Origin of the sequence: Glutamicibacter soli, assembly GCF_003309065.1 — a bacterium.
Lineage (GTDB): Bacteria > Actinomycetota > Actinomycetes > Actinomycetales > Micrococcaceae > Glutamicibacter > Glutamicibacter soli.
Map to the genome: position 1 here is coordinate 324965 of NZ_POAF01000002.1, position 26189 is coordinate 351153.

Annotated in this window: 24 protein-coding genes; 11 read left to right on the top strand and 13 right to left on the bottom strand. The window is 65.3% G+C overall.

The window, feature by feature from the left end; translation table 11 throughout:
• Window positions 1–17: 17 nt before the first annotated feature.
• From C1H84_RS05085 to C1H84_RS05115, 7 genes are all read right to left on the bottom strand, one after another.
• On the bottom strand, window positions 18–815 hold the full coding sequence (locus C1H84_RS05085) for an inositol monophosphatase family protein (RefSeq protein WP_047118519.1): 798 nt from the start codon (window positions 813–815) through the stop codon (window positions 18–20).
• Window positions 816–819: 4 nt separating this feature from the next.
• The gene (gene ligA / locus C1H84_RS05090) at window positions 820–3090 is read right to left on the bottom strand and encodes an NAD-dependent DNA ligase LigA (protein WP_244910809.1); all 2271 of its coding nucleotides are present in this window, start codon (window positions 3088–3090) and stop codon (window positions 820–822) included.
• A gap of 203 nt (window positions 3091–3293) precedes the next feature.
• Complete coding sequence (locus C1H84_RS05095; protein WP_047118517.1) at window positions 3294–4253, bottom strand: PP2C family protein-serine/threonine phosphatase; 960 nt, start codon at window positions 4251–4253, stop codon at window positions 3294–3296.
• Complete coding sequence (locus tag C1H84_RS05100) at window positions 4253–5461, bottom strand: adenylate/guanylate cyclase domain-containing protein (RefSeq protein ID WP_047118516.1); 1209 nt, start codon at window positions 5459–5461, stop codon at window positions 4253–4255. Before C1H84_RS05100 ends, C1H84_RS05095 begins: the two co-directional genes overlap by 1 nt.
• The gene (locus C1H84_RS05105) at window positions 5458–5946 is read right to left on the bottom strand and encodes a hypothetical protein (protein ID WP_146955887.1); all 489 of its coding nucleotides are present in this window, start codon (window positions 5944–5946) and stop codon (window positions 5458–5460) included. The genes C1H84_RS05100 and C1H84_RS05105 overlap by 4 nt, the downstream gene beginning before the upstream one ends.
• 147 nt (window positions 5947–6093) lie before the next feature.
• Window positions 6094–6960, bottom strand: a complete 867-nt coding sequence (locus C1H84_RS05110; protein ID WP_113606731.1) for a biotin--[acetyl-CoA-carboxylase] ligase — start codon at window positions 6958–6960, stop codon at window positions 6094–6096.
• Window positions 6961–7002: 42 nt separating this feature from the next.
• Complete coding sequence (locus tag C1H84_RS05115; protein WP_113606732.1) at window positions 7003–7860, bottom strand: SDR family oxidoreductase; 858 nt, start codon at window positions 7858–7860, stop codon at window positions 7003–7005.
• Between the two features lie 195 nt (window positions 7861–8055).
• Between C1H84_RS05115 and C1H84_RS05120 the strand changes: the two genes are divergently transcribed.
• The gene (locus C1H84_RS05120) at window positions 8056–9666 is read left to right on the top strand and encodes an acyl-CoA carboxylase subunit beta (protein ID WP_113606733.1); all 1611 of its coding nucleotides are present in this window, start codon (window positions 8056–8058) and stop codon (window positions 9664–9666) included.
• Between the two features lie 49 nt (window positions 9667–9715).
• Window positions 9716–9937, top strand: a complete 222-nt coding sequence (locus C1H84_RS05125; protein ID WP_113606734.1) for an acyl-CoA carboxylase subunit epsilon — start codon at window positions 9716–9718, stop codon at window positions 9935–9937.
• Between the two features lie 101 nt (window positions 9938–10038).
• On the opposite strand, the gene C1H84_RS05130 is transcribed toward C1H84_RS05125, so the two are convergent.
• Both C1H84_RS05130 and C1H84_RS05135 read right to left on the bottom strand, forming a co-directional pair.
• Window positions 10039–10611 (bottom strand): TetR/AcrR family transcriptional regulator, encoded by a 573-nt coding sequence (locus tag C1H84_RS05130; RefSeq protein ID WP_113606735.1) that lies wholly within the window; start codon window positions 10609–10611, stop codon window positions 10039–10041.
• Between the two features lie 39 nt (window positions 10612–10650).
• Window positions 10651–11871, bottom strand: coding sequence for a multidrug effflux MFS transporter (locus C1H84_RS05135; RefSeq protein ID WP_113606736.1), 1221 nt, complete (start codon window positions 11869–11871; stop codon window positions 10651–10653).
• Window positions 11872–12053: 182 nt separating this feature from the next.
• Between C1H84_RS05135 and C1H84_RS05140 the strand changes: the two genes are divergently transcribed.
• The gene (locus tag C1H84_RS05140; RefSeq protein WP_113606737.1) at window positions 12054–13724 is read left to right on the top strand and encodes a DUF885 domain-containing protein; all 1671 of its coding nucleotides are present in this window, start codon (window positions 12054–12056) and stop codon (window positions 13722–13724) included.
• 91 nt (window positions 13725–13815) lie between these two features.
• On the opposite strand, the gene C1H84_RS05145 is transcribed toward C1H84_RS05140, so the two are convergent.
• Entirely contained in the window at window positions 13816–14205 is a 390-nt protein-coding gene (locus tag C1H84_RS05145; protein ID WP_053797553.1) for a VOC family protein, read from the bottom strand.
• Window positions 14202–14498 carry an ArsR/SmtB family transcription factor gene (locus tag C1H84_RS05150; RefSeq protein WP_053797552.1) on the bottom strand — a complete coding sequence of 99 codons (297 nt, stop codon included), beginning with the start codon at window positions 14496–14498 and terminating at the stop codon, window positions 14202–14204. Before C1H84_RS05150 ends, C1H84_RS05145 begins: the two co-directional genes overlap by 4 nt.
• A gap of 350 nt (window positions 14499–14848) precedes the next feature.
• Between C1H84_RS05150 and C1H84_RS05155 the strand changes: the two genes are divergently transcribed.
• From C1H84_RS05155 to C1H84_RS05175, 5 genes are all read left to right on the top strand, one after another.
• Window positions 14849–16177 carry a dicarboxylate/amino acid:cation symporter gene (locus tag C1H84_RS05155; RefSeq protein WP_244910810.1) on the top strand — a complete coding sequence of 443 codons (1329 nt, stop codon included), beginning with the start codon at window positions 14849–14851 and terminating at the stop codon, window positions 16175–16177.
• A 21-nt stretch (window positions 16178–16198) separates the two neighbouring features.
• Window positions 16199–17767, top strand: a complete 1569-nt coding sequence (locus tag C1H84_RS05160; RefSeq protein ID WP_146955888.1) for a heparan-alpha-glucosaminide N-acetyltransferase domain-containing protein — start codon at window positions 16199–16201, stop codon at window positions 17765–17767.
• Between the two features lie 77 nt (window positions 17768–17844).
• Window positions 17845–18516, top strand: coding sequence for a TetR family transcriptional regulator (locus tag C1H84_RS05165; protein ID WP_052772276.1), 672 nt, complete (start codon window positions 17845–17847; stop codon window positions 18514–18516).
• A gap of 4 nt (window positions 18517–18520) precedes the next feature.
• On the top strand, window positions 18521–21991 hold the full coding sequence (locus tag C1H84_RS05170) for an MMPL family transporter (RefSeq protein WP_113606740.1): 3471 nt from the start codon (window positions 18521–18523) through the stop codon (window positions 21989–21991).
• On the top strand, window positions 21988–22629 hold the full coding sequence (locus C1H84_RS05175; protein WP_113606741.1) for a Maf family protein: 642 nt from the start codon (window positions 21988–21990) through the stop codon (window positions 22627–22629). The genes C1H84_RS05170 and C1H84_RS05175 overlap by 4 nt, the downstream gene beginning before the upstream one ends.
• 71 nt (window positions 22630–22700) lie before the next feature.
• On the opposite strand, the gene C1H84_RS05180 is transcribed toward C1H84_RS05175, so the two are convergent.
• On the bottom strand, window positions 22701–23141 hold the full coding sequence (locus tag C1H84_RS05180) for a hypothetical protein (protein WP_113606742.1): 441 nt from the start codon (window positions 23139–23141) through the stop codon (window positions 22701–22703).
• 302 nt (window positions 23142–23443) lie between these two features.
• Between C1H84_RS05180 and C1H84_RS05185 the strand changes: the two genes are divergently transcribed.
• A complete protein-coding gene (locus C1H84_RS05185; protein ID WP_146955890.1) occupies window positions 23444–23941 on the top strand; it encodes a hypothetical protein in 498 nt (165 codons plus the stop codon).
• Window positions 23942–23958: 17 nt separating this feature from the next.
• Window positions 23959–25245 (top strand): glutathionylspermidine synthase family protein, encoded by a 1287-nt coding sequence (locus tag C1H84_RS05190; RefSeq protein WP_181728041.1) that lies wholly within the window; start codon window positions 23959–23961, stop codon window positions 25243–25245.
• A 30-nt stretch (window positions 25246–25275) separates the two neighbouring features.
• On the opposite strand, the gene C1H84_RS05195 is transcribed toward C1H84_RS05190, so the two are convergent.
• Window positions 25276–25479: a hypothetical protein gene (locus C1H84_RS05195; protein ID WP_113606745.1), complete on the bottom strand. Its 204-nt coding sequence runs from the start codon at window positions 25477–25479 to the stop codon at window positions 25276–25278.
• A gap of 25 nt (window positions 25480–25504) precedes the next feature.
• Here C1H84_RS05195 and C1H84_RS05200 point away from each other — a divergent pair, with 25 nt between their 5' ends.
• Window positions 25505–26020, top strand: a complete 516-nt coding sequence (locus tag C1H84_RS05200; RefSeq protein ID WP_113606746.1) for a CGNR zinc finger domain-containing protein — start codon at window positions 25505–25507, stop codon at window positions 26018–26020.
• Window positions 26021–26189 lie beyond the last annotated feature (169 nt).

A 26189-nucleotide genomic window follows, 5' to 3' on the forward strand; every position in this document is an offset into this window, starting at 1 on the left:
GTTCACGGCGCTTGCGCTCACTCGGGCATCGGCAGCTTGGAAGAGTCCACCAGTCCCGCGTACTGCCATCCCGGATAACCCACGGGCCGCCCGACCAGGGTTCCGGCTTCCTCGGCGATCAGCGCGCCGGCGGCCCAGTCGTATTCCCGGGTGCCGAATTCGGCGTAGGCATCCAGCGCGCCCTCGGCCACCAGGCACAAGTCCAGCGCCGCAGAGCCCAGTCGGCGCACGTTCACGTAGTCCCCGATGACCTCTTGCAGCACCGATGCCTGGAATTCCCGGCGTTCGGGGTCGTAGCCGAAACCGGTAGCGAGGATTCGGGCCTCGGTGTCGGCCGGTCCGTGCAGCTGGGTGATCTTGCCGGTGTGCAGGTCCTGCTTCCAAGCGCCCAGCCCGCGTCCGGCGAAGTATTCGACGTGCAGCGCCGGGGCCACAATGGCAGCGGCCACCCAGCGCTCGATCCCGTCCTCGGTCTTCTCGCAGGCCGCCACCGATGAGCAGTAGTAGGCGATATTGCGCACGAAGTTCGTGGTGCCGTCCAGCGGATCGATGCTCCAGCGCAGGCCGCTGGGATTGGCCGGCCGGTCGCTGGGGTATTCCTCCCCGGTCAGCTCGTCATTCGGCCTTGTGGTCACGATGGTCGCCCGGATGGCTTCTTCCGCGGCGCGGTCGAAGTCGGTGACCCAGTCCCCCGCTGCGGACTTCTCATTGGTGTTGAACTTCGACTCGTCACGGCGGGCAAGGACCTCGGCGCCGGCTGCTGCCGCCCTGCGCGCCAGCAGCACCAGCGGATCGTGGGAAATGGCTCGATCCATGGCTTTATGCTCCTTCCGGTGCGGACAGCGCCGCTTCGCGGGCTGCATCCGGCCCCTGTTCGAGCAGGATGCCGAAACCGGCTTCATCGAGCACCGGCACCCCCAGCGACTGGGCCTTGTCCAGCTTGGATCCGGCGGCCTCGCCGGCCACCAGGAAATCGGTTTTCTTCGAGACGCTGCCGGTGGCCTTGCCGCCGCGTACGATGATCGCTTCCTTGGCGGTGTCGCGCGAGTAGTTCTCCAGCGTCCCGGTGACCACGATGGCCAGGCCTTCGAGGTTCTTGGTGATGTTCGCGTCGCGCTCGTCGACCATCTTCACCCCGGCCGCCTGCCAGGCGCTGACGATCTCGCGGTGCCAGTCGACCTTGAACCAATCGACCAGGGCCTCGGCGATGATGGAGCCCACCGAGTCGATCTGGCTCAGCTCCTCCACCGCGTTGCCGGCATCGATGACCTCAAGCAGCGCGTCCATGGAACCGTAGCGGGTGGCGATGGCGCGGGAGGCGTTGGGTCCGACATGGCGGATGGACAGCGCCACCAGCACCCGCCACAGCGGATTGCCCTTGGCCTTCTCCAGCTCGTCGAACAGCTTCTCGGTGCTCTTGGTCGGCACCGAGGGCTTCTTCGCGGTGGCCTTGGTGAAGAAGTAGGGCACCAGATCGAACCTGCCCGTTCCCTCCCCCTTGACCCGCTTTTCGCGCCAGACCTTGACCTCGGCCAGCTGATCCAGCTTGTCCTTCAGGTCGAAGAGCTCGGCTTCGTTGCGCAGCGGGCCCGGGCCCGCCGGCAGGATCAACCCGCCCTGGGTGGCCGGGTCCTCGCCCGGCCCGCTGGTCAGCGCGGCGGCGGCCTCGTAGCCCAGCGCCTCGATGTCCAGGGCGCTGCGTCCGCCCAGGTAGGCGACGCGTTCGGTGAGCTGCACCGGGCAGGATTCCGCGTTCAGGCAGCGGATGTCCACGTCGCCTTCCTTGGCCGGGGCCAGCGGCTGGCCGCAGGAGGGGCATTCGGTGGGCATGATGAAGTCGACTTCGGCGCCGTCGCGCAGCGCGAGCACCGGGCCGACGATCTCCGGGATCACGTCTCCCGCTTTGCGCAGGATGACGGTGTCCCCGATCTTCACGTTCTTGGCCTTGACGACCTCCTGGTTGTGCAGGGTCGCGCGGGCCACGGTGGACCCTGCCACCAGCACCGGTTCCATCACGCCGAAGGGGGTCACCCTGCCGGTGCGCCCGACCTGGACCTGGATGTCCAGCAGCTTGGTGTGCACTTCTTCCGGCGGGTACTTGTAGGCCACGGCCCAGCGCGGCACGCGCGAGGTGTAGCCCAGCTGCTCCTGGGTGGAGAGGTCGTCGACCTTCACCACGATGCCGTCGATGTCGTGGATCAGTTCATGGCGCTTCTCGCCGTGCTCGGCAATGAACTCCCTCACCTGGGCCAGCGACTCGACCACGCGGCCGTACGGGGACACCGGCAGTCCCCACTCGCGCATCAGCTCGTAGGCCTGGGACTGCTCGGTGATCGGGAAGTCGCGGCTGCGCCCCAGCCCGTGCACGAACATGCGCAGCGGGCGCTTGGCGGTCTGTTCCGGGTCCTTCTGGCGCAGCGAGCCGGCCGCGGCGTTGCGCGGGTTGGCCAGCGGCGCCTTGCCCTGCTCGATCAGCGCCTCGTTGTAGGCGTTGAAGTCGTCGGTGGCGATGAAGACCTCGCCGCGGACCTCGAATTCCGCTGGCCAGCCCGAACCGGAGAGCTGCTGCGGGATGTCGCTGATGGTCATGGCGTTGTGGGTGACGTCTTCGCCGGTAGTGCCGTCGCCGCGGGTGGCGGCGCGGACCAGCTTGCCGTCGCGGTAGGTGAGGTTCAGGGCCAGGCCGTCGATTTTCACCTCGCACAACCAGCGCACGGGAATCTGCGGGTGCAGGCGGTTGGCGTTGGCGCCGGCGCGTTCCAGCCAGGCATCCAATTCCCCCAGGGAGAACACGTCTTCCAGCGAGTACATGCGGCTGGCGTGGGTCACCGGGGCGAAGGCCGCGGACACCTCGCCGCCGACCTCCTGGGTGGGTGAATCCTGGCCCGCCAGGATGGGGTATTGGGCTTCGAGCAGTTCCAGCTCCTGGAACAACGCGTCGTATTCGGAGTCCGAGACCAGCGGGGCATCCTGCTGGTAGTAGGCTTCCCGATGCGTCCGGATTGCCTCGACAAGCTCGTCGTGTCGTTCACGCGCCGGTGCAGGCGGGGCGTTCGTGGTCTCAACTGGCGTTACGTCATTTTCACTCACGTATCCAATTGTGCCCCAGGGAGCCGACGGATTCACCACGCCCACACCACATTGCCAGAAGCCCTCCCCGGCCCGCCGACGTGGGCTTGCGGCGACTGGATCAGCGGCGGAGGGCGCGCCCGGGAACGGCGGCAGGAATCCAATGCCCTGAACCAGCGGCAGCGTGCGCCCCTGGCCCAGGAGCCGCCACGACGCCGGCGGGCCTACAGCGCCGGAGCCTGGGTTGCGGTTCCAGGCGGCACGGGGGGCGCCAGCACGTCGATGACAATCACAGCGATGTTGTCCCGCCCTCCGGCTTCCAGCGCGGCACCGGTCAGCACCTCGGCGGCAACTTCGCGGTCCTTGTAGCTGACCAGCAGGCTCTGCAGCAGGTCCTCGGTCAGCTCGCCGCTCAGCCCGTCCGAGCACAGCAGATAGCGGTCCCCGATGCGCGGCTGCAGCACGGTGATGTCCGGATGGCTTTCGGCCCCGGCGCCCAGCGCGCGGGTGATCAGGTTGCGGTGCGGGTGGTTCCGCGCCTCCAGCTCGGTGATCTGGCCGGCATCAACCATTTCCTGCACGGCAGAGTGGTCGCGGGTCAGCTGCTGCAGGGCCCCGTCGCGCAGACGGTAGCCGCGCGAGTCGCCCACGTTGACCAGCGCCAGGTTCGGCACTTCCTCGATAACAGGCATCGCGGCGGTGGCCGGGTCCTGTCCGCGGCGGTGGGCCTCAAGCATTTCCGGGGTGATCTTCGAAATGACGTCGGTGGTGCCCTGGGCCGCGAAGCCCTGGGTCCACGGAGGGATGGCCACCGGCGCGGTGACCGAGTCGCGGCCCTGCCCGGAGGCCTTGATCAGCACCAGCGCGCACAGCGTGGTGCCGCCGCGGGACTCCAGCGCCTCGCGGATGCGGTCATCGGCCAGCTGCACCTGCCGCTGGACCTGCTGCACGGTGGGCAGGCTCGGCACGGAGGTCTTGGCCGCGCGGGTGCACAGCTCTTCCATGGTCTCCACGGCCAGCTGGCTGGCTACTTCGCCGGCCTCGTGGCCGCCCATGCCGTCCGCCACCGCATAGGCCACCTGGCCCAGCAGGATGCGGTCCTGGTTCTCGGTGCGCCGCCGGCCCACGTCGGTGCGCCCGGCCGCGGCGAGGACGAAGGGGACGGACTGGGCTTCTGCGTGCATCAGTCCACCACCAATCCGGTGCCCTCGCCATGGGACAGTTCAAAGGGCTGGATCTCCCCGAAGCCGCGCACCGCGGTGATTTCCTGGGCGGTGAGCACGAACCGCGGATCGTTTTTCAGCGTATTGGCGGTCAGCGCGTCGGTGAGCACCGTGCCGGGTTCAGCCAGCGAGGTCAGCCGGGCGGCCATGTTCACCGTCGGTCCGTAGATGTCTCCCAGCCGGGAGAGGATGCGTCCCCAGACCACCGCGCCGCGGGTCTGCGGCAGCATTTCATCGGCTTCGAACTCCTGCGACAGCGCCAGCGCGATCCGGGCGCCTGCCTGCGGGGTTTCGGCCACGTACAGCACTTCGTCGCCGATGGTCTTGACCAGCCGGCCGCCGCCCACGGAGATGATCTCCGCGCTCTTGGATTCGAAGCGCTGCACCATCTTGGCCAGCGTGCGTTCGTTCATGCGCCGTGACAGCGAGGTGTAGGAGACCAGGTCCGCGAAACCCACCGCGCGGGCCAATGGCAGCGGGGTGTCGTCGTCCCCGCCCCCGCCCTGGTTGTAGGCGGCCACGCCGGCCTCGGCGCGCAGCGCCATGCGGTGCACCGCGGAGTTCAGCTGGCGGCGCCACGAGTAGAGCAGCAGGTTCTCGATCTGCGGGATCAGGTCCGGCAGCATGTCGAACAGCTGGCGCCTGGCCTGGCGGTCGGACATGTTCTGGTTGGCGATCATGTCCTCCACGAGCGCCTCGATCTGCCAGACCACCATGCGGTCGGTCATCTGGCCCACCGAACGCATCAGGGAGATGGCGGTTTCCTCGGTCAGCTGCCCTTCGCGCACCATGCCGACCATCGTGGCCAGCGCTTCCTCGTCACGCTTGGTGAAGAAAACGTCGTCGTCGCTGAGTTCCGGGAAGCCGATCGCGCGCCAGAGCTTGCGGGCCGAATGCAAGGAGATGCCGGCGTCGGCCGCCACCTCGCGGCGGCGCAGCTCGCGTTGCCCGCCGATCAGCTGGCGTTCCAAAGCCGCGACGGTGTCGCGGATGGCGTCGGGGGTGTGGGCCGGGACCTGCAGCGGTTTCTCCATGGCCTGGGCGAGTTCCAGGATCGGATCCGCTTCGGGGGCGGTCTCCACCGGGGCGTGTTCGCGGGCCTGGTGGGCCGCGACGGAGGCGGACTGCGGAGTGTCGGCCCGTGGCGTATTGCTGTGCTCGGTGCTCATGGAGCCATGCCCTCACTCTTGGATGCCTCGGTCTGCACCGGGGACTGGTTGTTGCGCAGGTTGGTTATCGCGTCGATGGCCAGGGACCTGAAGTACGGGACGGAGGGAACGTGGGCAATCCTGACGTAGCCATGGCCCAGCACGATATCCAAGGTGCCGGCGCGGGTCATGGCGTTCTGCTTCTTGGTGTGGGCAATCAGGTCGCGCACCGTATACAAACCCACCGACTGCAGCTTGCCGGAGGTGAAGGACGAGCGGAACAGGATCCGCTCGGTGGTCAGCACGATCCGGCTGCGCAGCCAGCGCACCCACGGGGCCACGCACCAGATCAGCGTCAGCGCCGCCCAGAGGACCAGCGTCACCACGACCCACAGTCCGGCGTTCTCCGCCAGCCAGGGCGAAAGGTCGGTGCGGCTGAGGTAGCCGAGCAGGAACGTGCAGACCACGGTCAGCAGCAGGAAAACGACAATTGGTTGTCTCAGCACTTTGGAATGTTCACGCGTCTTGATGATCACGCGTTCCCTCTCATGCAGCGGCACCTTCATCGTCAGTATCCTCGTCCCTCCTGCCCTGGTTGGTCCTTGAAGCCTCAGTTCTACTAATACTAGTCCCGGTACAGTTGCACTAGCAGGTTAGGCGTACTTTCCATCGGCGCGCCGCACATGGTGGACGTCCCCGGCCAGCACCCGGTGGGTGCGTGCGGCGCAGTCGCGCACCAGCAGCGCGCCGTCGGGTTCAAGGTCCACCGCTTGGCCTTCAAGCAGGCTCCCATCTGGGAATTCAACACGGACGTCGTGTCCGAGCGTAGCCAGCTTCGCGGCGACCATGCCAGCCAGGCTGGCCCCGGAGAAGCCATTCATCCCGGCCGCGGCATTGCCGCGGACTTCGCGGAAGGCGATATCCAGGGCGGCGAAGCGGCGCAGATAGCCGGTTAGCAGGGCGCTGCGCGACACCGGCGATCCGCTGGCCAGGCGCAGCGAGGTGGCGGTGGGGACCGGCAGCTCGGTGGCGTCCTGGTCCACGTTCATGCCGGTGCCGACCACCACGCCGAAGCCCTTCGGCGTGGAGACCAGCTGGGCCAGGATGCCGCAGATCTTCTTGTCCCCGGCCAGCACGTCGTTGGGCCACTTGATGCGGGCTGCCACCCCGGTGAGTTCTTCAACGACCTGGCACCAGGCCAGGGCCGCGAGCATGGTGTACCAGGACAGCGAGTCGGTGGGCATGCTTTCTCCAGGCACCGCGAGCACGCTGACGGTGAGGGAGGACCCGGCCGGGGTGACCCAGTCGCGGCCCAGCCGCCCCTTGCCCTGCTGCTGGTGCTCGGTGAAGTACACGCTCAGGTTCCCGGCCTGCCCGGAGGCGGCCAGGTCCGCCAGCTCGGTGTTGGTCGAGCCGGACGTTTCACGGATGCTGACCAGGCCCAGTCCCAGCTCGCCGGCGAGGGCGTCGAAGACGGCCGGATCCAGCGCGGCGCGGGCACATTGCTTCTCAATGCTCATGAAAACCACCCTAAGCCACGCGGGCCTGTGCGGCAGCTGGCTTTACAGGAAGATGTCTTCCACCAGCGGAACCTCGGGATCCAGCGCATAGCCGCTCAAGTCGTCGACCCCGGCCAGCTTCAGCACCTGGCCGTCGGTGAAGAAATTGCCGCTGACTCCGGCAGGATCGCTGGAGAGGATCGTCATGGCGGCGTCCGCAACGATGTCCGCGCTGCGCGCGCCGTGGACCATCTGCTGGCCGCCTGGCAGGTTGCGGATCGCGGCGGTGTCGATCAGCGTCTCCGGCCACAGGGAGTTCACCGCGATGCCGGCGTCCTTGAGCTCTTCGGCCAGGCCCAGCGTGGTCAGCGACATGCCGTACTTGGCCATGGTGTAGCCCAGGTGCATCCCTGCCCACTTGGGATCCAGGTTCAGCGGCGGGGAGAGCGTCAGGATGTGGGCGTGAGCGGACTCGCGCAGGTGCGGCAGCGCGGTCTTGGACAGCAGGAAGGTGCCGCGCACGTTGATGTCCTGCATGAGGTCGTAGCGTTTCATGTCCAGCTGGTCGGTTTTGGCCAGGTTGATCGCCGAGGCATTGTTCACCACGATGTCGATGCCGCCGAAGGCATCGATGGCTTGCTGCACCGCGCGCTGCACGTCCTCGTCCACCCGCACGTCGCCCACCACGGCCAGTCCTTTGCCACCGGCGTCGTTGATCTGCTGCACGGCGGTATGGATGGTGCCTTCCAGGCTTGGGTGCGGCGTGTCGGTTTTGGACAGCAGCACCACATTGGCACCCGCCCGGCCAGCGGCGGTCGCGATGGCCAGGCCGATGCCGCGGCTGCCGCCGCTCATCAGGATGGTGCGTCCGATCAGCCGGGAATGCTCGGGGGCGATGAGGGTTCGCGATTCAATAGTCATGTGATCTAGGTTACGGCAGATGGGGCGCGCAAGCTACTGTTGAGTAACTTATTCTGGGGTGGGTCATGCTCAGGATTGCCCCAATTTGTAAGATTCCTACAAACAAACTGGCTGTTTTCCCAGTTAGACTGGCTTGGTTGGCAATTTTCTTGTGCCATTCCTACACATTGAGACCGATCCGAGGGAGACCAGGGCATGACGCAGGGCCGTACCGAGGCAGACGAAGCAATCGACCTGTCCACCACCGCCGGCAAGCTCGCTGAGTTCCGCCGCCGCCAAAAGCTCTCCGAAGCACCCAGTGGACAGGCAGCCGTCGAGAAGCAGCATGCGCGCGGCAAGCACACCGCCCGCGAGCGCATTGAGATGCTGCTGGACGAGGGTTCCTTCGTAGAATTCGATGCCTTGGCAGTCCACCGCTCGACCGCCTTCGGCATGGAGAAGAAGAAGCCGATGGGCGACGGCCTGGTCTCCGGCTACGGCACCGTGGACGGCCGCCAGGTCGCCGTCTACTCGCAGGACTTCACCGTCTACGGTGGTTCCCTCTCGCAGGTCAACGGCGAGAAGATCGTCAAGGTCCAGGAATTCGCGCTGCGCAATTCCTGCCCGGTCATCGGCATCCTGGACGGCGGCGGCGCCCGCATTCAGGAAGGCGTGGCCTCCCTGGCCATGTTCGCGGACATCTTCCGCAACAACGTGCACGCCTCCGGGGTGGTCCCGCAGATCTCGCTGATCATGGGCCCGAGCGCCGGCGGCGCCGCCTACTCCCCCGCGCTGACCGACTACGTGATCATGGTCGACAAGACCAGCCACATGTTCATCACCGGACCTGACGTCATCAAGACCGTCACCGGCGAGGAAATCGATATGGAGACCCTGGGCGGCGCGCGCCAGCACAACGCCAACACCGGCACCGCCACCTATCTGGCCGCCGATGAGGAAGACGCCATCGAGTTCTGCAAGGACCTGCTGGACTACCTGCCCTCCTCCAACCTCTCCGATGCGCTGATCGCCGAATTCGACGAAGAGCTGGAAGTCACCGAGGACGACCTGGAACTGGACACCCTGATCCCGGACTCGGCCAACCAGCCCTACGACATGCGCACCGTCATCGAGTCCGTGGTGGACGACGGGCAGTTCTTCGAGATGCAAGCGCTGTACGCGCCCAACGTGCTGATCGGCTACGCCCGCATCGAGGGCCGCACCGTAGGCCTGGTGGCCAACCAGCCGATGCAGTTCGCCGGCACCCTGGACATCAACGCCTCGGAGAAGGCGGCGCGCTTCGTGCGCCACTGCGACGCCTTCAACATCCCGATCGTGACCCTGGTGGACGTGCCGGGCTTCCTGCCCGGCAAGGACCAGGAATTCCAGGGCATCATCCGCCGCGGCGCCAAGCTGCTCTTCGCCTACGCCGAGGCCACCGTGCCGAAGCTGACCGTGATCACCCGCAAGGCCTACGGCGGAGCGTACATCGTGATGGGCTCCAAGAAGCTGGGCGCGGATCTGAACCTTGCCTGGCCTACCGCGCAGATCGGCGTGATGGGCGCGCAGGGCGCTGTCAACATCCTGTACCGCCGCGACCTGGCGGCGGTGGAGGCCGAGGGCGGAGACGTCGAGGCGCGCCGCAAGCAGATCATCGACGACTACGAGGCCGAGCTGCTCAACCCCTACCAGGCCGCCGAGCTTGGCTACGTGGACGCGGTCATCGCACCGAGCGAGACCCGCCTGCAGCTGGTGCGCGGGCTGCGCGCGTTGCGCGAGAAGCACGCCACCCTGCCTCCGAAGAAGCACGGCAACATCCCGCTGTAAGGACCCAACGGCACACACCCTTCTTCCACGACGCACAAGGAGTTCTCCCATGGATCAGCAGGCCCACGCCTCCGCTGCCGCGCAGCTGACCGTCACCCGCGGCAACCCGACGCCCGAAGAGCTGGCCGCGGTGACCGCGTTGCTGATGGCGCTGGACTGCCAGGAGCAGCAGACCGCACGCGCCGTGCCGGCGGCCAAGCGCGTGACGCGCTTGCGCAAGCGGAATGCGCTGAGCACCCCGCGCCTGTCCTGGAACCTGGGACGCCGCTAAGCACGCCAGCGACAAGAATGCGGGAGCACCTTTTTGGATGCTCCGGCATTCTTGTCTGCACTATGACTGCATGGCCGCTTGGTGCCGGTGGCAATATTGCGTCACAGCGCCGCGGCGAACGTCCCCAGCATCCGGCGCATGGCATCGCGCCGCACCTCGAAGGTCTGCGGGGAGTTGTAGATCAACTCGACCTGCAGGCTGTCGACCACTCCGAGAAACGCCTCGGCCAGCAGAATCGCCCGGTCCTCCGCGAGGTTCGAGTCAAGGCCTTCCATAAAGGCCGCCCGAAGCTCGGACTCGTAGCCGCGGTACTTCTCGATGACCTGCTCGCGCAGGGCCACCGGCGGCGCGTAGACGGTCCGCAGCAGGAATTGGAAGTGCGGCGAACCGTCATAGCGCTCCTGGAGCCCGGAGATATAGCCGTCTCCCGGAACCTCCGAAGACCCGCCCCCTGCGGCCAGGGCCGCGCGGGCCACCACTTTCTCCTCGTCCAGCGCGGTTTCCAGCACCTGCAGGAACAACGCGTCCTTGCCGGCGAAGTGCGCATACAGCGAGGGCTTGCGCATGCCCGCCCCCTCGGCGATGGCTGCCAGGGACGAGGCGTCGTAGCCGAACTGGGCGAAGTGCTTGACCGCGACGTCGCAGATCTTCTGGGCCGAGGGGGAAAGTGACATGGTGCGCTGAGTGCTCCGCTTGATCCGTGCTCGTGGTTCCTAGTGGCTTTCCAAATCGGTCAGCACCGGCGCCCGCTTGGCGCTGATACCCACAATAACAAGAGCCGCCGCCGCGCCCGCCATCAGGAATCCCAGCCAGGCAGGAACCCCGGCTTCGACCGCGAGGCCGGACAGCGGGGTGGCCGCCGAGGAAATGGTCAGCTGCAGCGCGCCGAGCAGGGCGGCGGTTGAACCCAGCGAAACGTCCTGCGAGCCCATGGCCAACGCCATCAGCGTCGACTCGGCAACCCCCAAGCCGAACAGGGAGAGGAACATGCCAGCCACGATGCCGCCCAGCCCCAGCCCGGCCGCATGCAGGGCGAAGGCCAGCACCGCCCCGCCCAGCACCAGCGCGGTGCCGATGAACGCGAGCTTGGCCGCGCCCCAGCGGGAAACCATCCGCCCGGTGACAATGGCGCCGAGCATCACTGCCAGCCCGGTGCAGCCGAAGAGCAGCCCGAACTGCCCTGCGTCCAGGCCGAACTCGCCCTGGTAGACGAACGGCGCGCCGCCGATGTAGCCGAACAGGAAAAAGAAGACCAAGGACAGCCCGAGCGTGGGCAGCAGGAAGGCAGGGTCCTTGGCGATGCGCGCGTAGGTGCGCAGGATTTCCCTCGGGCGAAGCTGGATCCGCGAGGACTTGGGAAGGGTTTCGGGCATGGTGAAGGTGGTGTTCACGGTGGCGATGGCGGTCAGGCCGGCCAGAACCAAAAACACCATGCGCCAGCCGAAGTGCTGGTCGATGAATCCGCCGGCGGTCGGTGCCAGAACCGGCACCAAACCCTCGATGGTCATCAGCAGGGCGAACAACTGCGCCGCCCGCACCCCTTGGGCTGCGTCGCGCACCATGCTCAGCGCCACCACCAAGGTGAGCGCCGCGGCCAGCCCCTGCAGGGCACGAGCTCCGAGCAGAACCTCTAGGCTCGGGCTGCCGGCCGCCCACAAGGAAGCTGCAAGGAAAGCCACCAGCGCCGCCAGCAACGGCTTGCGCCGGCCAAAGGCATCGGTGAGCGGGCCGAAGACCAGCTGCCCGACACCCATGGCGAGCAGGTAGACCGTCAAGGTCAGTTGGCCCATGGATTCGGTGCCCTTCAGGTCCGCGACGATGTCGGGAAGGGACGCAAGGTACATATCGGTGCCGGCTGGCCCCAGGATGGTGACCAGAGCCAGCGAGATGGCGAACCAGGCACCGACCTTGGCGGCGGTCTGGGTTGTGGGCATCTGCTTCTCCTCAAAAAGGTTGACGCGAGGTGATTCTCGATTCCTACCTACCGATAGGTAGGCAATAGTTAACCACCATAGCTCCGTTTCCTCCGAGGCGCCATTCAGACGCCGGTGGGCACCGTCGATTCATTTTCACTTCATCTCTTCAACATCTGTTTCAGATCAACTAGGCTTGCCGCATGAACAACGAGACATCCCCTCGCGCCGCCACGGCCATCGACGCCGTAGCAGATCAACACTTCGAGCACACCCTGCGGATCTACCCGGACCTCGGGGCGGAACTCGGACTGCCCGGATACGAAAGCCTGTACGGCGACTACTCTCCCGAGGGAACCCGGCGCTACGCCGAGGCCGCCCGCAACACATTGGCCAAGCTCGGAGAGCTGCAGCCCGTGGACGACGTCGACAAGGTCACCCTCGATGCCATGCAGGAACGCCTGGGGCTGGAGTTGGAGATCATTGCCACCGGCCGCACCGAACTGAACAACATCGCCTGCCCGGCCCAGGAGATCCGCGCAATCTTCGACCTCATGCCGCAGGACTCGGCCGAGGACTTCGGGCATATCGCCCGGCGACTGGCGAATCTGCCGGCCGCCATGGACGGCTACATCGAGTCCCTGCGCGACTCTGCTTCCAAGGGGCTGGTCGCCGCACGCCGCCAGGTGAAGATCGTCATGGAGCAGTCGACGGACTACGCCAAGGACGGCGGTTTCTTCGACGAGCTGGCGGCTGACGGGGCCAAGCTGGATGCCTCGCTGAGCGAAGCCCTGGCCTCCGGCGCCGACGCATCCAAGGCTGCCTACCGCAAACTAGCCTCGGTCCTGGAAGAGGAGCTACTGCCCGCGGCCCCGGCCAAGGACGCCGTGGGACGCGAGCAGTATGCCCTCGCCTCGCGCGATTTCCTGGGCGCCGAAGTCGATCTCGAGGAGACCTACGCCTGGGGCGTCGAGGAGCTGGGCAGGATCATCGCCGAGCAGGAACGCGTGGCGCAGCAGATCAAGCCCGGTGCCTCCATCGCGGAGGCCAAGGAGATCCTGAACGCGGATCCGGAGCGCAAGCTGGCCGGTAAGGACGCGCTGCGCGAATGGATGCAGTCCAAGGCGGACGCCGCGGTCCGGGACCTGGCCGGAACACACTTCGACATCCCGGCGCCGATGGACCGCATCGAGTGCATGATCGCCCCGACCGAGGACGGCGGCATCTACTACACCGGCCCGTCCGAGGACTTCTCCCGCCCCGGACGCATGTGGTGGTCCATTCCGCCGGGCGAGGACGAGTTCACCACCTGGTCCGAACTCACCACGGTGTACCACGAGGGCGTTCCGGGCCACCACCTGCAGATCGGCACCGCGCAACTGCAGGCGGACACGCTGAACAAGTGGCGCCGCAACCTGTGCTGGGTTTCCGGACACGGCGAAGGCTGGGCCCTGTACTCGGAGCGGCTGATGCAGCAGCTGGGCTACCTGGACGACCCTGGAGACTACATGGGAATGCTCGGCGCGCAGCGGATGCGCGCGGCCCGCGTGGTCTTCGACATCGGTGTGCATCTCGAGCTGGAGATCCCCGCCGCATGGGGCGAAGGAATCTGGACTCCGGAGAAGGGCTACGACTTCCTGCGCGCCAACTTCGACGATTCCCCCGGACAGCTGGACTTCGAATTCACGCGCTACCTGGGCTGGCCGGGGCAGGCTCCGAGCTACAAGGTCGGGCAGCGCCTGTGGGAGCAGATCCGCGATGAGCTGGCCGCCCGCGAGGGCGAAAACTTCGATGTGCGGGCCTTCCACACCCGGGCGCTGAAGCTGGGTTCCGTCGGCCTGGACACGCTCAAGCGCGCACTGCTGGACGGCTGAGAAACCGCCGGAAAACTTATATGAATGCGACAGGGTTCCCTCGACCACGCGGTCGAGGGAACCCTGTCGCCGTTTGCGGACTGCCGCGAATTCAGTCCTTGTAGTTGGACAGCTGGATTAGGTTGCCGCAGGTGTCATCGAAGACCGCGGTGGTGACCGGACCCATTTCCGTGGGCGGCTGGGTGAAGACGACACCCAGGGCAAGCATCCGCTCGTATTCGGCGTTGACATCCTCCACGGCAAAGGACGTGAACGGGATGCCGTCGCTGACCAGTGCTTCGCGGAACGGAGCCACCGCCGGGTGGCCGGAGGGCTCCAGCAGCAGCTCGGGACCGGCGAGCGCATCCGGCGAGGTCAGCGTCAGCCAGCTGTCCTCCCCCACCGGGATGTCGTGCTTGACCACGAAACCCAGCACCTTGGTATAGAACTCGCGCGCCTTGGCTTGGTCGTCGACAAAGACGCTGGTGATATAGATCTTCATTGGTTCGTCCCTTGGTCGTTGGTATGGGTTTGCGGCCACCGTTCGGCGATCTCCCGCAGCGGAGCGGTATCCAGGTGGTGCAACTTATAGCGGCCCTCCCGGCGCGAGATGACCAGACCGGCTTCTTCCAGCACCGCCAGATGCTGCGAGACGGCCTGCCGGCTCATGGCCAGCTCGTGGATCATGGCCAGCCGCCCGCAGATTTCGAACAGGGTCTGGCCATCGCGCTGTGCGAGTTCGTCCATGATGATGCGCCGCGTGCTGTCTGCCAGAGCCTTGAATAGATCCGCCATGCAACGAGAATAGGCAAGCATCCACTTGCCTGTCAATGTTCGCGGCGAGGCTTTTCCCGCTTAGCGGAGACCTGTTGGCCGGAGCGCCGCGTTGTCAACCACCACCCGCGTTTAGCGTGTAGCGCTCACGTTTCATGCCGTCTAATCCAGCCGTCATATTTCGAAATCCCGGCAGGAAATTCCCCACTTGGCAGTGATCCGCGGCTCAATCCCGCTTTCCATGGGCGTTACAAATCACAGGAAATCCGCATTCGTCATGTTGCGTAACAGAAACTGCGCGCCCCGGGAATTTAAGGCCTACGGTGTGTGACATGTCAAAAACCGCACCTTCTTCCCGACTACCACGTTGGATGACAAGCTTTGGGCCGCAGATCATCGCGGCTCTCATTGTCGGCCTGCTGCTCGGCCTGGCCGCCAAGTACACCGGCAGCACTGCCGAACAGCCCAACGGTCTGGGTGAAGCACTGCAGATCATTGGCTCAAGCTACGTGGCCCTTCTGCGCACGGCGGTCATACCGCTGATCTTCTTCGCTGTGGTCGCCTCGATTGCAAACCTCTCCAAGGTCACCAACGCGGCCCGACTGGCCTGGCAGACCCTGCTGTGGTTCGGCATCACCGCGCTGATCTCCGTGACCATCGGCATGGCCCTCGGACTGGTCTTCCAGCCGGGAGCCAACACCGGGCAAGGAACCCCGGAAGAGTACACCGGCAAGACCGGCGACTGGCTGGGCTTCCTCACTGGGTTGATCCCGTCGAACTTCCTGGGCCTGGGCGCCAGCACCCGGATGGAGGACGGCGTCGCCAGCACCTCGGTCAGCTTCAACGTGCTGCAGATCCTGGTGATCGCCATCGCCGTGGGCGTGGCGGCGCTGAAGGTCGGCAAGGCCGCCGAGCCGTTCCTGAACTTCTCCGCATCGATCCTGGCCATCATCCAGAAGGTGCTGTGGTGGATCATCCGTCTCGCGCCAATCGGCACCGTGGGCCTGATCGGCAACGCCGTCGCCACCTACGGCTGGGACACCATCGGCGCCCTGGGCAAGTTCACCCTGGCGATCTACGTCGGCCTGGCCCTGGTGCTCTTCGCGCTCTACCCGGTCCTGGTCCGCCTGCACGGCCTGTCCATCAAGCAGTACTTCTCCGGCGTCTGGCCGGCGGTCCAGCTGGGCTTCGTCTCACGCTCCTCGATCGGCACCCTGCCGCTGACCCAGCGCGTGACCGAGCGCAACCTCGGCGTGCCCTCGGGCTACGCTTCCTTCGCCGTGCCGCTGGGCGCCACCACCAAGATGGACGGCTGCGCCGCGATCTACCCGGCGATCTCCGCGATCTTCGTGGCCCAGTTCTTCCAGATCGACCTGACGCTGGCCGACTACCTGCTGATCGCCCTGGTTTCGGTTCTGGGCTCGGCGGCCACTGCTGGCACCACCGGCGCCATCGTGATGCTGACCCTGACGCTGTCAACCCTGGGCCTGCCGCTGGCCGGCGTCGGTCTGCTGCTGGCCGTGGATCCGATCGTGGACATGGGCCGCACCGCGGTCAACGTCGCCGGGCAGGCGCTGGTCCCGACCATCGTCGCCAAGCGCGAAGGCATCCTGGATCTGGACCTCTACAACGCGCCGCGCAACGGGAATCCGTTCGCCGAGGACAACCTGTCCGAGGAACTGGAGCGAGCCAAGGCCTAGCTACCGAATATTCGCCGTCGTTTGACCACCAAACCCTTCGGGGTTTGGTGGTCACTTCGGTTAAGCCCCCCCAGAGCTCTTGCCGGGAAATGGCAAAGCGATGTCAAGGCAATAAAAGTATCCAAATTGTTACAGGTCACACACGAAATCGACTATAAGATTCAGCTTGTGACGACCATCGAACAGAGCGAAGATCCGGTAGCTCCCGCGCATTCCCAGGCAAGCTTCCGAACCCGGCTGCAGAATTTTGGACGGCCCCCACGTGTCATGGGATTGGACCTGGCTCGCGGCTTGGCAATTCTGGGAATGGTCGTCGCGCACCTTGATATGCCCGAAGAAGTCGACTTGTTCGCACCGGGCACCTGGGGCGCGTTGGCCAACGGCCGGTCTTCTCTCCTTTTCGCCCTGCTGGCGGGCATCTCCATCAGCCTCATGACAAGAGGCAGGTCGCGCCCCTCGGCTGCTGAGCTCCCCCATATCAGGCTTGCCATGTTGGGTCGAGGCGCCTTCATCTTTGCCATTGGCTTGGTTCTAGAATTGCTGAACACTCCCATCGCGGTGATCTTGACGATCTACGGAGTGCTTTACGTAGCGGCAATACCCTTTCTACGTTGGAGCGCAGGCAAACTATTGGTGTTGTCGGTTATTTGCGCTGTACTGGGCCCCGCCACACTAGCAGTGTTGAAGACCGTCCTCTTGGAACCCTCCGCCCCCGGAGTCATGCTGACGTTCTTCGGCATCTACTCGGCCGCCGCCTGGCTGGCGCTGATCTTTGCGGGGATGGCCATTGGACAATTCCGACTTGCCTCAGCAGCCACGGCCGGCAAGCTCCTGGCCGCGGGAATGGTGCTGGCATTCATCGGCTATGGTGCAGCCCTCATCCCCGCGCCGGGATCCGTCACGCCATTCTTGGAAGAAAGCTTTGACGGTGAGGAGCTGATCGGTGATTCCAGCATGCCAATGCCCGAGTATGTGCCGGCAGAGAAACTCGATCTGGGCGGGATGTACTGTGAAGGCGAGCCCGGTTCCTACGTGAGCTGCGTGCCGCCGGAGGAGGTCCCCGAGCGGCAAAGCATGGATGAGCCGGGGCTTTCTTCAGACCAATGGCCCGATAGCTCCTCCTACGATGCTTCGTATTTCTCCGGCATAGGCTGGGCAGAGCTTGCGCAGACAATCAGCCCCGAAGAAATCGGGGCCTCCGCATGGCTGGCGTTTTTCAGCGCAGAACCGCACTCCGGTGCCACTGCGGAAATTATCGGCTCGGGCGGGTTCGCCCTCATCGTTCTCGGCCTGTGTCTTCTGGTTGCTGCGCCGCTGCGCTGGATAGCTCTGCCCGTGGCCGCCATGGGCTCGATGCCGCTGACCGCCTACTGCGCCCATCTGGTCAGCTATTTTATTGCTGCCGGGCCCGGGGGCATGCTCATGTCGGATACGGCCTTGCCCCTCACCGTGATGGCGCTGTTGATCGGAAGCACCCTCTGGGCCATTTTCCTGGGACGCGGTCCGCTGGAACGGCTGGCCGGCTTGTCAGCCCGTGCTATGGCTGGAGCCCCCAATCCAGTTCAGACCGGCAACCGCACCACGGAATAGCCGAAATCATCAGTGCCGCAATGCACGTTGCACTCATTTTTTTGCACAGAGTGCAACTTTGCACGTAGTGTAAGTATGTGACTTCCCTCAGCGTCGGCAATCGCCGCGAAAAAAACAAGCAAGCCACCCTGCAGGCGATCGTCGCCGCCGCATCGGATCTCCTTCACGAGGGGCACGGCGCCGGCATCACCGCCACGCAGATCGCGGAGGCCGCCGGCATTTCCCGGCGCACGCTGTTCAACTACTTCCCCACGGTGGACGCGATCCTGTCCTACCCGCTGCATGCGGTGCTGGAAACCATGGTCGAGTCGATCAACGAGCTGACCGACACGATGCCGCTGATCGAGGCCATCGTGCTGGCGCTGAAATCCGACGAGGTCGCCAAGCTCCTGGGCCAGGTCGCCTTGTTCGGCGCCTATCTCAAGACAGATTCCCCGACCGGCTGCTACCCGGCCAACATGGACGAATGGCAGATCGCTACCACGGATGTCATCCAGCGGGTCGCCCGCCGTTATCCGCAGGCCGACAGCTTCTCCATCCGCGTGTTCACCCACGCCATCCTGGGCGCCGGACAGGCAGCCTTCGATGAATGGATCGAACGGCTCCCGAGCCCCAACGGATCCCCCATGGAACTCTCCGACGAGCTGGTCGCCGAGTTCCACCACCTGATCACCCAGGCGATGAAAACCCTCGACGAGGGATTCGCCGCCCTGCCCACCACCGCCGCGCTACCACTCCAGGAAGACTGATCCCATGGCTTCAATGCTCTACCGCCTCGCCCGGTGGGCTCATCGGCACCACTACCGCGTCATCGCGATGTGGCTGGCCGCATTCATTTTCATCGGCGTTTCCGCCAGCCTCTTCATGGGGCAGCTGTCCAACACCTTCACCATCCCGGGCACCGAAACCCAGCGCACCCTGGACCGGATGAAGGAAGAGCTGCCGGATCTCGCCGGCGGCTCGGGCTCCATCGTGTTCCGCGAAAGCTCGGGCAAACCGCTGAACGAAGCGCAGAAGCAGTCGATTGCCGACTCGCTGGAGCAGCTGGGCCTGCACCCGCAGGTGGTGGACGCCACGAGCCCGTTCAAGCTGCAGGAGCAGCTTGACGATGCAAAGCCTGAGCTGGACAAGGCGCAGCAGAAGCTGGTCGACGGGCAGAAGAAGCTGGACGACGGCAAAAAGCAGATCGCCGACGGCAAGCAGCAGCTGGCAGACGCCAAGCAGGACATCACCGACGGCTGGGCCGAGTACAACAAGGGCCAGGACCAGATCGCCGCCGGGCAGCCGCAGATCGATGCGGCCGCGGCCCAGCTGGCCACCGGCCGCGCCGAGCTGGAGCGGGCCGAAGCGCAGCTGACCGACGGCCAGGCGCAGCTGGATGCAGGGCAGAAGAAGTACGACGCGGGCCTGCAGGAGTACAACGCCGGCCGCGCGCAGTACGACAAGGGACTAAAGCAGTTCCAGGCCGGAGAGAAGAAGCTCGACGCCGCCCAGGCCAAGATCGATGCCGGCGAGAAGGAATACGCCGCCGGCATGGATGCCATCCTGCAAGGCCAGCCTCGCGACAAGGTCGAAGCGCAGCTCGGGCAGGGCAAGACGCAGGCCACCGCCGGGCTGAAGGAAGCCGATCAGAAGCTCGCTGAATTCAATGCGGGAATCGCCCAGCTTGAACAGCAAATTCCGGTCCTCAAGGACCAGCTCGCAGCTGCAGAGCTAGCAGGCGACGTTGAGAAAATTACCGAGCTGAAGACCGCTCTCGCCACCGCAGAAGGCACTCTGGCCGGAATGAAGCAGCAGCGTCCGCAGGTCGAAGCAGCCGTACAGGAAGGCAAGGCCGAAGCCAATGCGGCACTTGCCGACATTGCCAAAGCCGAGGAGGGCTTGGCCAAGCTGGACGCCGCCCGCAAACAGCTGGATGCCGGTGCCGCGGAGCTGAAGACCGGCCAGGCTGAACTGGATAAGAACCGCGGGAAGCTCGTATCCGCCAAGGCCGAACTGACCGGAGCGAAGTCCCAGCTGGACGCCGCCAAGTCGGAGCTCGCCGCCAACCGCGCCAAGCTGAACAGCGGCTGGGCCGAACTGCGCGCAGGCAAGTCCCAACTGGCTGCCGGACAGGCCGAATTCGACAAGAAAAAGGCGGAGTTCGTAGCCGGCAAGGCCGAGCTGGCCGCGGCCAAGACCAAGCTTGAAGAAGGCGAAGCGACCGTCAAGGAAAAGACCGCCGAGCTGGAGCAGGCGGAAAAGGACATTGTCACCGCCGAGAAGGACCTGGAATCAGGTCGGGCCGAGCTTGAGTTCGCTTCCCGCCAGGTCAACTCCAGCAATGGCATGCGTTTCGTTTCCGAGGACGGCAGCACCGCCGTCGCGCAGGTGACCTTCAAAGTGCAGACCGATGCGCTGACCACCTCCGAACGAGACATGATCACCGCCATCGCCGCCGGCCCGCAGGCCAACGGCGTCGAGGTGCTGTTCTCCAAGGAGATCCTGCAGGACATGTCCTCGATCTTCGGCGCGGCCGAAGTCATCGGCGTGGTGATTGCCGCGATCGTGCTGTTGGCAATGCTGGGCACGCTGGTCGCCGCCGGGCTGCCGCTGCTGCTGGCCATCCTCGGCGTCGGTGCCGGCGTGGGCACCACCCTGGCGTTCTCCTCGCTGATCGACATGGCCTCGATTACCCCCGCGCTGGCGCTCATGCTGGGTCTCGCGGTGGGCATCGACTACGCGCTGTTCATCATCCACCGGCACCGGTCCCAGCTGCTGGGCGGCATGGACGTGGGCGAATCCATCGCGCGCGCCGTGGGCACCAGCGGCAACGCGGTGGTCTTCGCCGGCCTGACCGTGATCATCGCGCTGGCCGCGCTGACCGTGCCGGGCTTGCCGTTCCTGAGCGTGCTGGGCCTCTCGGCCGCGTTCACCGTGCTCTGCTCGGTGCTGCTGAACATCACCCTGCTGCCGGCGCTGCTGTCGCTGGCCGGCAACCGGCTGGTCTCCAAGCGGGCCCGTGCCAAGGCCGCCGCCGAAGCGGAGAACCCGACCATCAAGGAACCGATCTCCTCGCGCTGGGTGCGCACGGTGACCAAGGTGGCCATCCCGGCCGTCCTGCTGGTGGTTGTGGTGCTCGGCGCCATCGCCCTGCCCTCGGCCCAGATGCGCACCGCGCTGCCGGACGGCAGTGCCGAGCCGGCCGACTCGCAGGCCTTCCAGGCCTTCGAGCAGACCAGCGACAAGTTCGGCGCCGGCTACAACGGCCCGCTGCTGGTCCTCGCGGACTTGCCGGAAGGACTGTCACAGCGCGACGCCGACACCATGTCGCTGGACGTGGCGGATATGCTGCGCGACTACGACGGAGTGGTGGCTGCCATCCCCGTGACCATGACCGAGGACCGCACGCTGTCAGCAATCCAGGTCATCCCGACCGACGGCCCGTCCTCGGAAGCCACCGAGGCGCTGGTACACCAGCTGCGCGCGGACTACTCGAAGTTCCATGACGCCACCGGCGCCACGATCTCGCTGACCGGCCAAGTGGCCGCCCAGATCGACGTGTCGGAGAAGGTCACCGAGGCGCTGGTTCCGTACCTGGCCATCGTGGTGGGCCTGTCGCTGATCCTGCTGCTGCTCGTCTTCCGTTCAGTGGTGGTGCCGGTGCTGGCCACCGGCGGGTTCCTGCTGTCGCTGGCCGCGGCCTTCGGCGCCAGCGTCATGGTCTACCAGTTCGGCTGGATGGGCAGCGTCTTCGACGTGAACGTGCCCGGCCCGCTGCTCAGCTTCCTGCCGATCCTGCTGACCGGCATCCTGTTCGGTCTGGCCATGGACTACCAGGTCTTCCTGGTCTCGGCGATGCGCGAGCGCTTCGCCCATGGCGAGCCTGCCCGCGATGCGGTGCGCTCAGGATTCTCCATGGCGGCCCCGGTGGTCACCGCGGCCGCGCTGATCATGATCTCGGTATTCGCCGGCTTCGTGTTCTCGCACCTGTCCATGATCCGCCCGCTGGGCTTCGCCCTGGCGGTGGGTGTGCTCTTCGACGCCTTCGTGGTGCGCATGACGCTGATCCCGGCGCTCATGCACCTGCTCGGCGACAAAGCCTGGTACCTTCCGAAGTGGCTGGACAAGATCCTGCCGGACGTCGACGTGGAAGGCTCCAAGCTGAACGCCATGCTTGAGGCCGAGGACAACAACAACCCGCATGGCGGCGCCGCCGGCGCCAAGGAGGATGTCACCGTATGAGTGAAGTCGTAGAGACTCCGGCGCGCTTGCTGCTCGCCTCCGCGTCCTGGGGCCGCAAGAAGGTGCTCACCGATGCAGGTCTGGCGTTCGATACCCAGGTGTCGAATGTCGATGAGGATGCAGTGCTCCAGTCCGCAGTGGACGAGCTCGGCCCGCGGACTCCTGCGCAAACAGCGTTGCTGCTGGCCAAGGCCAAGGCGGAGGATGTCGCAGCCGCCGACCACCGGGAAGGCACCCTGGTGCTCGGCTGCGATTCGGTGTTCGAGCTGGACGGCGTGGCCTACGGCAAACCGCACACTCCCGAGGTGGCGCGCGAGCGCTGGCAGCAGCTGAGCGGTTCGACCGGAGTCCTGCACTCGGGCCACTGGCTCATCGACACGGCCAACCCGGAGGCGGCCCAGGGCAGAATCTCCTCCACCGTGGTGCATTTTTCCAAGGTCAGCGAGGCGGAGATCGAAGCCTACGTGGCCAGCGGGGAGCCGCTGCCCTGCGCCGGGGCATTCACCATTGACGGACTGGCGGCTTCCTTCATCGAGTCAATCGAGGGAAATTTCCAGAACGTTGTGGGGCTGGACGTTTCCACGCTTCGCGCCCTGCTGGGCCAAGCGGGAGTGCAGATCATCGACCTCTGGAAGTAGCATCCAGCTAGATCACCACAAAGCGGAGCCTGCCACGAATTCTTCGTGGCAGGCTCCGCTTTGTGGTTCGGTCAGGGACCCCTGATGAAGATGTTCTCGTGGATTTGCTGCCATCCCTTGGACTCGTAATTGCGGATCTCGGCGTCATTGCGCACGAGTGCCGTGTGGCCCTCGGGCGTTGAAAATTCGACGATAAAATCTGTTCCGCCCAGCCCGCCGCATCCACCCATCGCCCCTTCACTGGGATCAGCGTGATCGAATTTGAACAGGCATGCCATCTTTTGGTCTTCGGAGGTGGCGACGTAGTAGTCCAAGTCATTGTGGCTGGCCAGCAGCCTGGACGTGTCAACGGCCATGCCGCTGTCGGAAAGCAATGCCTGGTCGCCGGGCCAACGGTCTTCTTCCTGCGCCTGCTGGTGGATGGCGGGAATGCCCGAACCGCTTGCGCAGGCGGCGAGCATTGCGACGCTCATGCCGAGCAGCAGGGCCGGGCCAAGAAAACGGATTCTCACTAGGCATGCTCCTTAGTTCCCGTTGACCAGAGCCTATCGGAGAGCGTGAGGACAGCGTTTGATTGCTCGAAAACGAGTCAGAATCGTTACCTCGTTGGCGGCTGGTTGCTGGAACAATCACCGGGTATCCCCCGGCCGCAGGCAGCGGTTATCGTCTCCAGGTGTCGGCGTCTAGCTGCGGCCCGGTGTGAGCAGTCCCGGTAGTTGCGCGCGGCGGCAAGTGCTGTCATTGCACCGACCTGCTGCCTGAACTAGATAGCATGGCTGTAGGAATCCTATTCCCTTCAGAAAGTACCTAGATCTTGAACGTCCAACGACGATTCACCTTGCCAGCGGTAGCCACCGCTGCGGCGCTGGTGTTGACCAGCTGCGGCAGCGACTCCGGTTTCGAGTCCACCCCAGACCCCAGCACTGCGGCCGCAGAGGACACGGTGTACTGCGTGGATGAAGACAATGTCATTGTCGACGAGACCCAGTGCGATGATGCCCAGCAGACTTCCACGCAACACCACGGGCCCGGAATCGGCACCGCGCTGATGTTCTTCATGATCGGCCGCTACGCCGGCGGCCTGCGCCCGGGCACCAAGCTCGATCCGTCGCAGTCAACCCAGCGTTTCCGCTCCGATGATGCGGCCGCCCGCAGCAAGGCAGGCCTGTCCGGCACCGTGCGCAACGGCTACTCGGCGTCCACCGGCAAGCCGGCCGGATTCGGCTCGCCCTCCAAGCAGAACTCGACTTCCAAGCAGAACAGCGGCAGCGGCCATTCGGGCGGCTTCGGCGGCGGGTCTTCGGGAGGCTAAGCACGATGCAGCGCAAAATGACTACCGCCCGCCCGGACTACCTTGCCAAGGTCAATGCGGCCGGGCTGGTCTACACCCATGAGGATCGGGTGAGCACGTCTCCCGAGCTCTACCGCTATTGGCGCGATGACGCCTACTACGAGCTGTCGCCTAAGGAAATCGAGGTCCTGCACCGCGCCTCGGCATCGGTCTTCGCGATGCTGGAGGAGGCCGGGGACTACCTGCTCTCCCCCTCAGGCGCCGCCGACCTTGCACGATTCGGTATTCCCCGCCGCGCCATGCGCGCGATCATCGACAGCTGGAACGAGGAGCCTGCCTGCGGCTCGGTGTACGGACGCTTCGACTTCCGCTTCGGCGGACTGGACCATCCGGAAGCAGACCAGCGTATCCCGAAGCTCTACGAGTTCAACGCCGACACCCCGACCTCGCTGGTCGAATCCCTCGTGCAGTGGCAATGGTTCGAGGACAACCGCAACCTCGGCGCCACCCAGTGGACCAACATGTACGAGGACCTCGTTGTCGCCTGGCAGCGCAACCTGGAATTGATTACCCGCAAGATCGGCAGCATGCCCACGGTCTACTTCGCCTGCAGCGCGGAAGACACCTCCCACGAGGATGAGATGAATACGCTGGTGCTGCGCGACACCTGCGCCGCGGCCGGCTACCGTACCGAGACCATCTATATCGAGAACCTGTGGGTAGACGGCGAAGGGCGCTACCGCGCCGGGGAAGACGGACCGGCTATCCAGGTCATCTTCAAGCTCTACCCGTGGGAACACATGGTCCACAGCGAGCACGCCGATGCCCTGTTCAACGACATGCTTGATTCCGGGTTCAACGGCGCCTCCTACCAGGGCGGCACCATCTGGATCGAACCGCCCTACAAGATGCTGTGGAGCACCAAGGCCATCCTGCCGGTGTTGTGGAAGCTCTTCGGCAACGACCCGGACCGCTCGCATTACCTGCTGCCTGCCTGGTTCGAGGGTCAGCAGCCGTCATATCTGGAACGCCTGGGCTACGTGCGCAAACCGCTGCTCAGCCGGGAAGGCGCGGACATCACCCTGCACAGCCCCAACGGGGAACTCACCCTGGGCGAGGTACAGGGCTACGGCGAGGAAGGGTTCATCCTCCAGGAGCTCGCCCTGCCGCCGGTCTTCCACCGCGAGGACGAGCACAAGGATGTCAGCACGGTGCTGGGCGTCTGGATGATCGATGGCGAGCCTTCGGGGCTGGCCATCCGCGAAAGCCACGGGCCGATCACCGACAACTTCGCGAATTTCATTCCGCACGTCGTGACGCGCTAGCAGTCCGGGGCGCCGGCGCGTCCCGTCGAGTTATAGACGCAATTCATGGCTGCCCATCGATAATTGCTGCGCAACTGGCCGCAGCTGCATGCGGCGGGTAACGCAAGCGCTGCATTGCGTGTAGACCACCTCGCCTTCGGAAGTCCAGTGCCGGGATTCGACTTCCCAGCTGTGCTCGTCGCATGCGCGGTGGTTCAGGGTTTCCGGCTGTTCTGCCTTGGCTGTGTTCGTCATGAGTTCAGCATGGTGTAATGTCCTTATGCAACTCAACCCTTACGGAGAATACGCCGTCCTGCTCGCGTCTTCCCTGGCCAATCATTGGCCTTCGGACCGTGACGGCATCGAGGAACGCACCCGCGAGGTAGGCATGTCCATGCCTTTCCCGCGGCTGCCCGACGACCATGCCCAGGTGCGTTCGGTGATTGACGATTGGCTTGCCGTGGTCGATGCGCCCTCGGACCTGGAGCGCGCGCAGCTGCTCAACACCCAACTGGCTTCGGCCGCCGCCTATCCGCGCCTGGTCGACCACGACAACGAGGGCTGGCATCTGCACTACCGCGACGATGGCCAAAGCATGCCCCAAGTACTCAGATCGGTCATCTGCACCGGCACCGCGCTGCACCTGACCACGCGCGGCATGCATCGCCTGCACCGCTGCGAAGCTTCCCCGTGTACCAACGTCGTGGTAGACGTGACCCGCAACGGACGCCAGCGCTATTGCTCAGTGCGCTGCGCGAATCGCGCTGCCGTGCGCCGCCACCGTGCCCGCGCCTGAACTCGCAGGGACCGGGACGGGCGGAAACCTGTAGTAGGCGTCAATTAATCATTGACCGACGCTTTCTCCATCAGCAGGCACATTTTGTAGGAATCCTCCAAAGTTTCTGGCCAAACACCCGGGTTTGAGCGGTTAACTACATATAGTTCCCACAAAAACGATAGGCTCC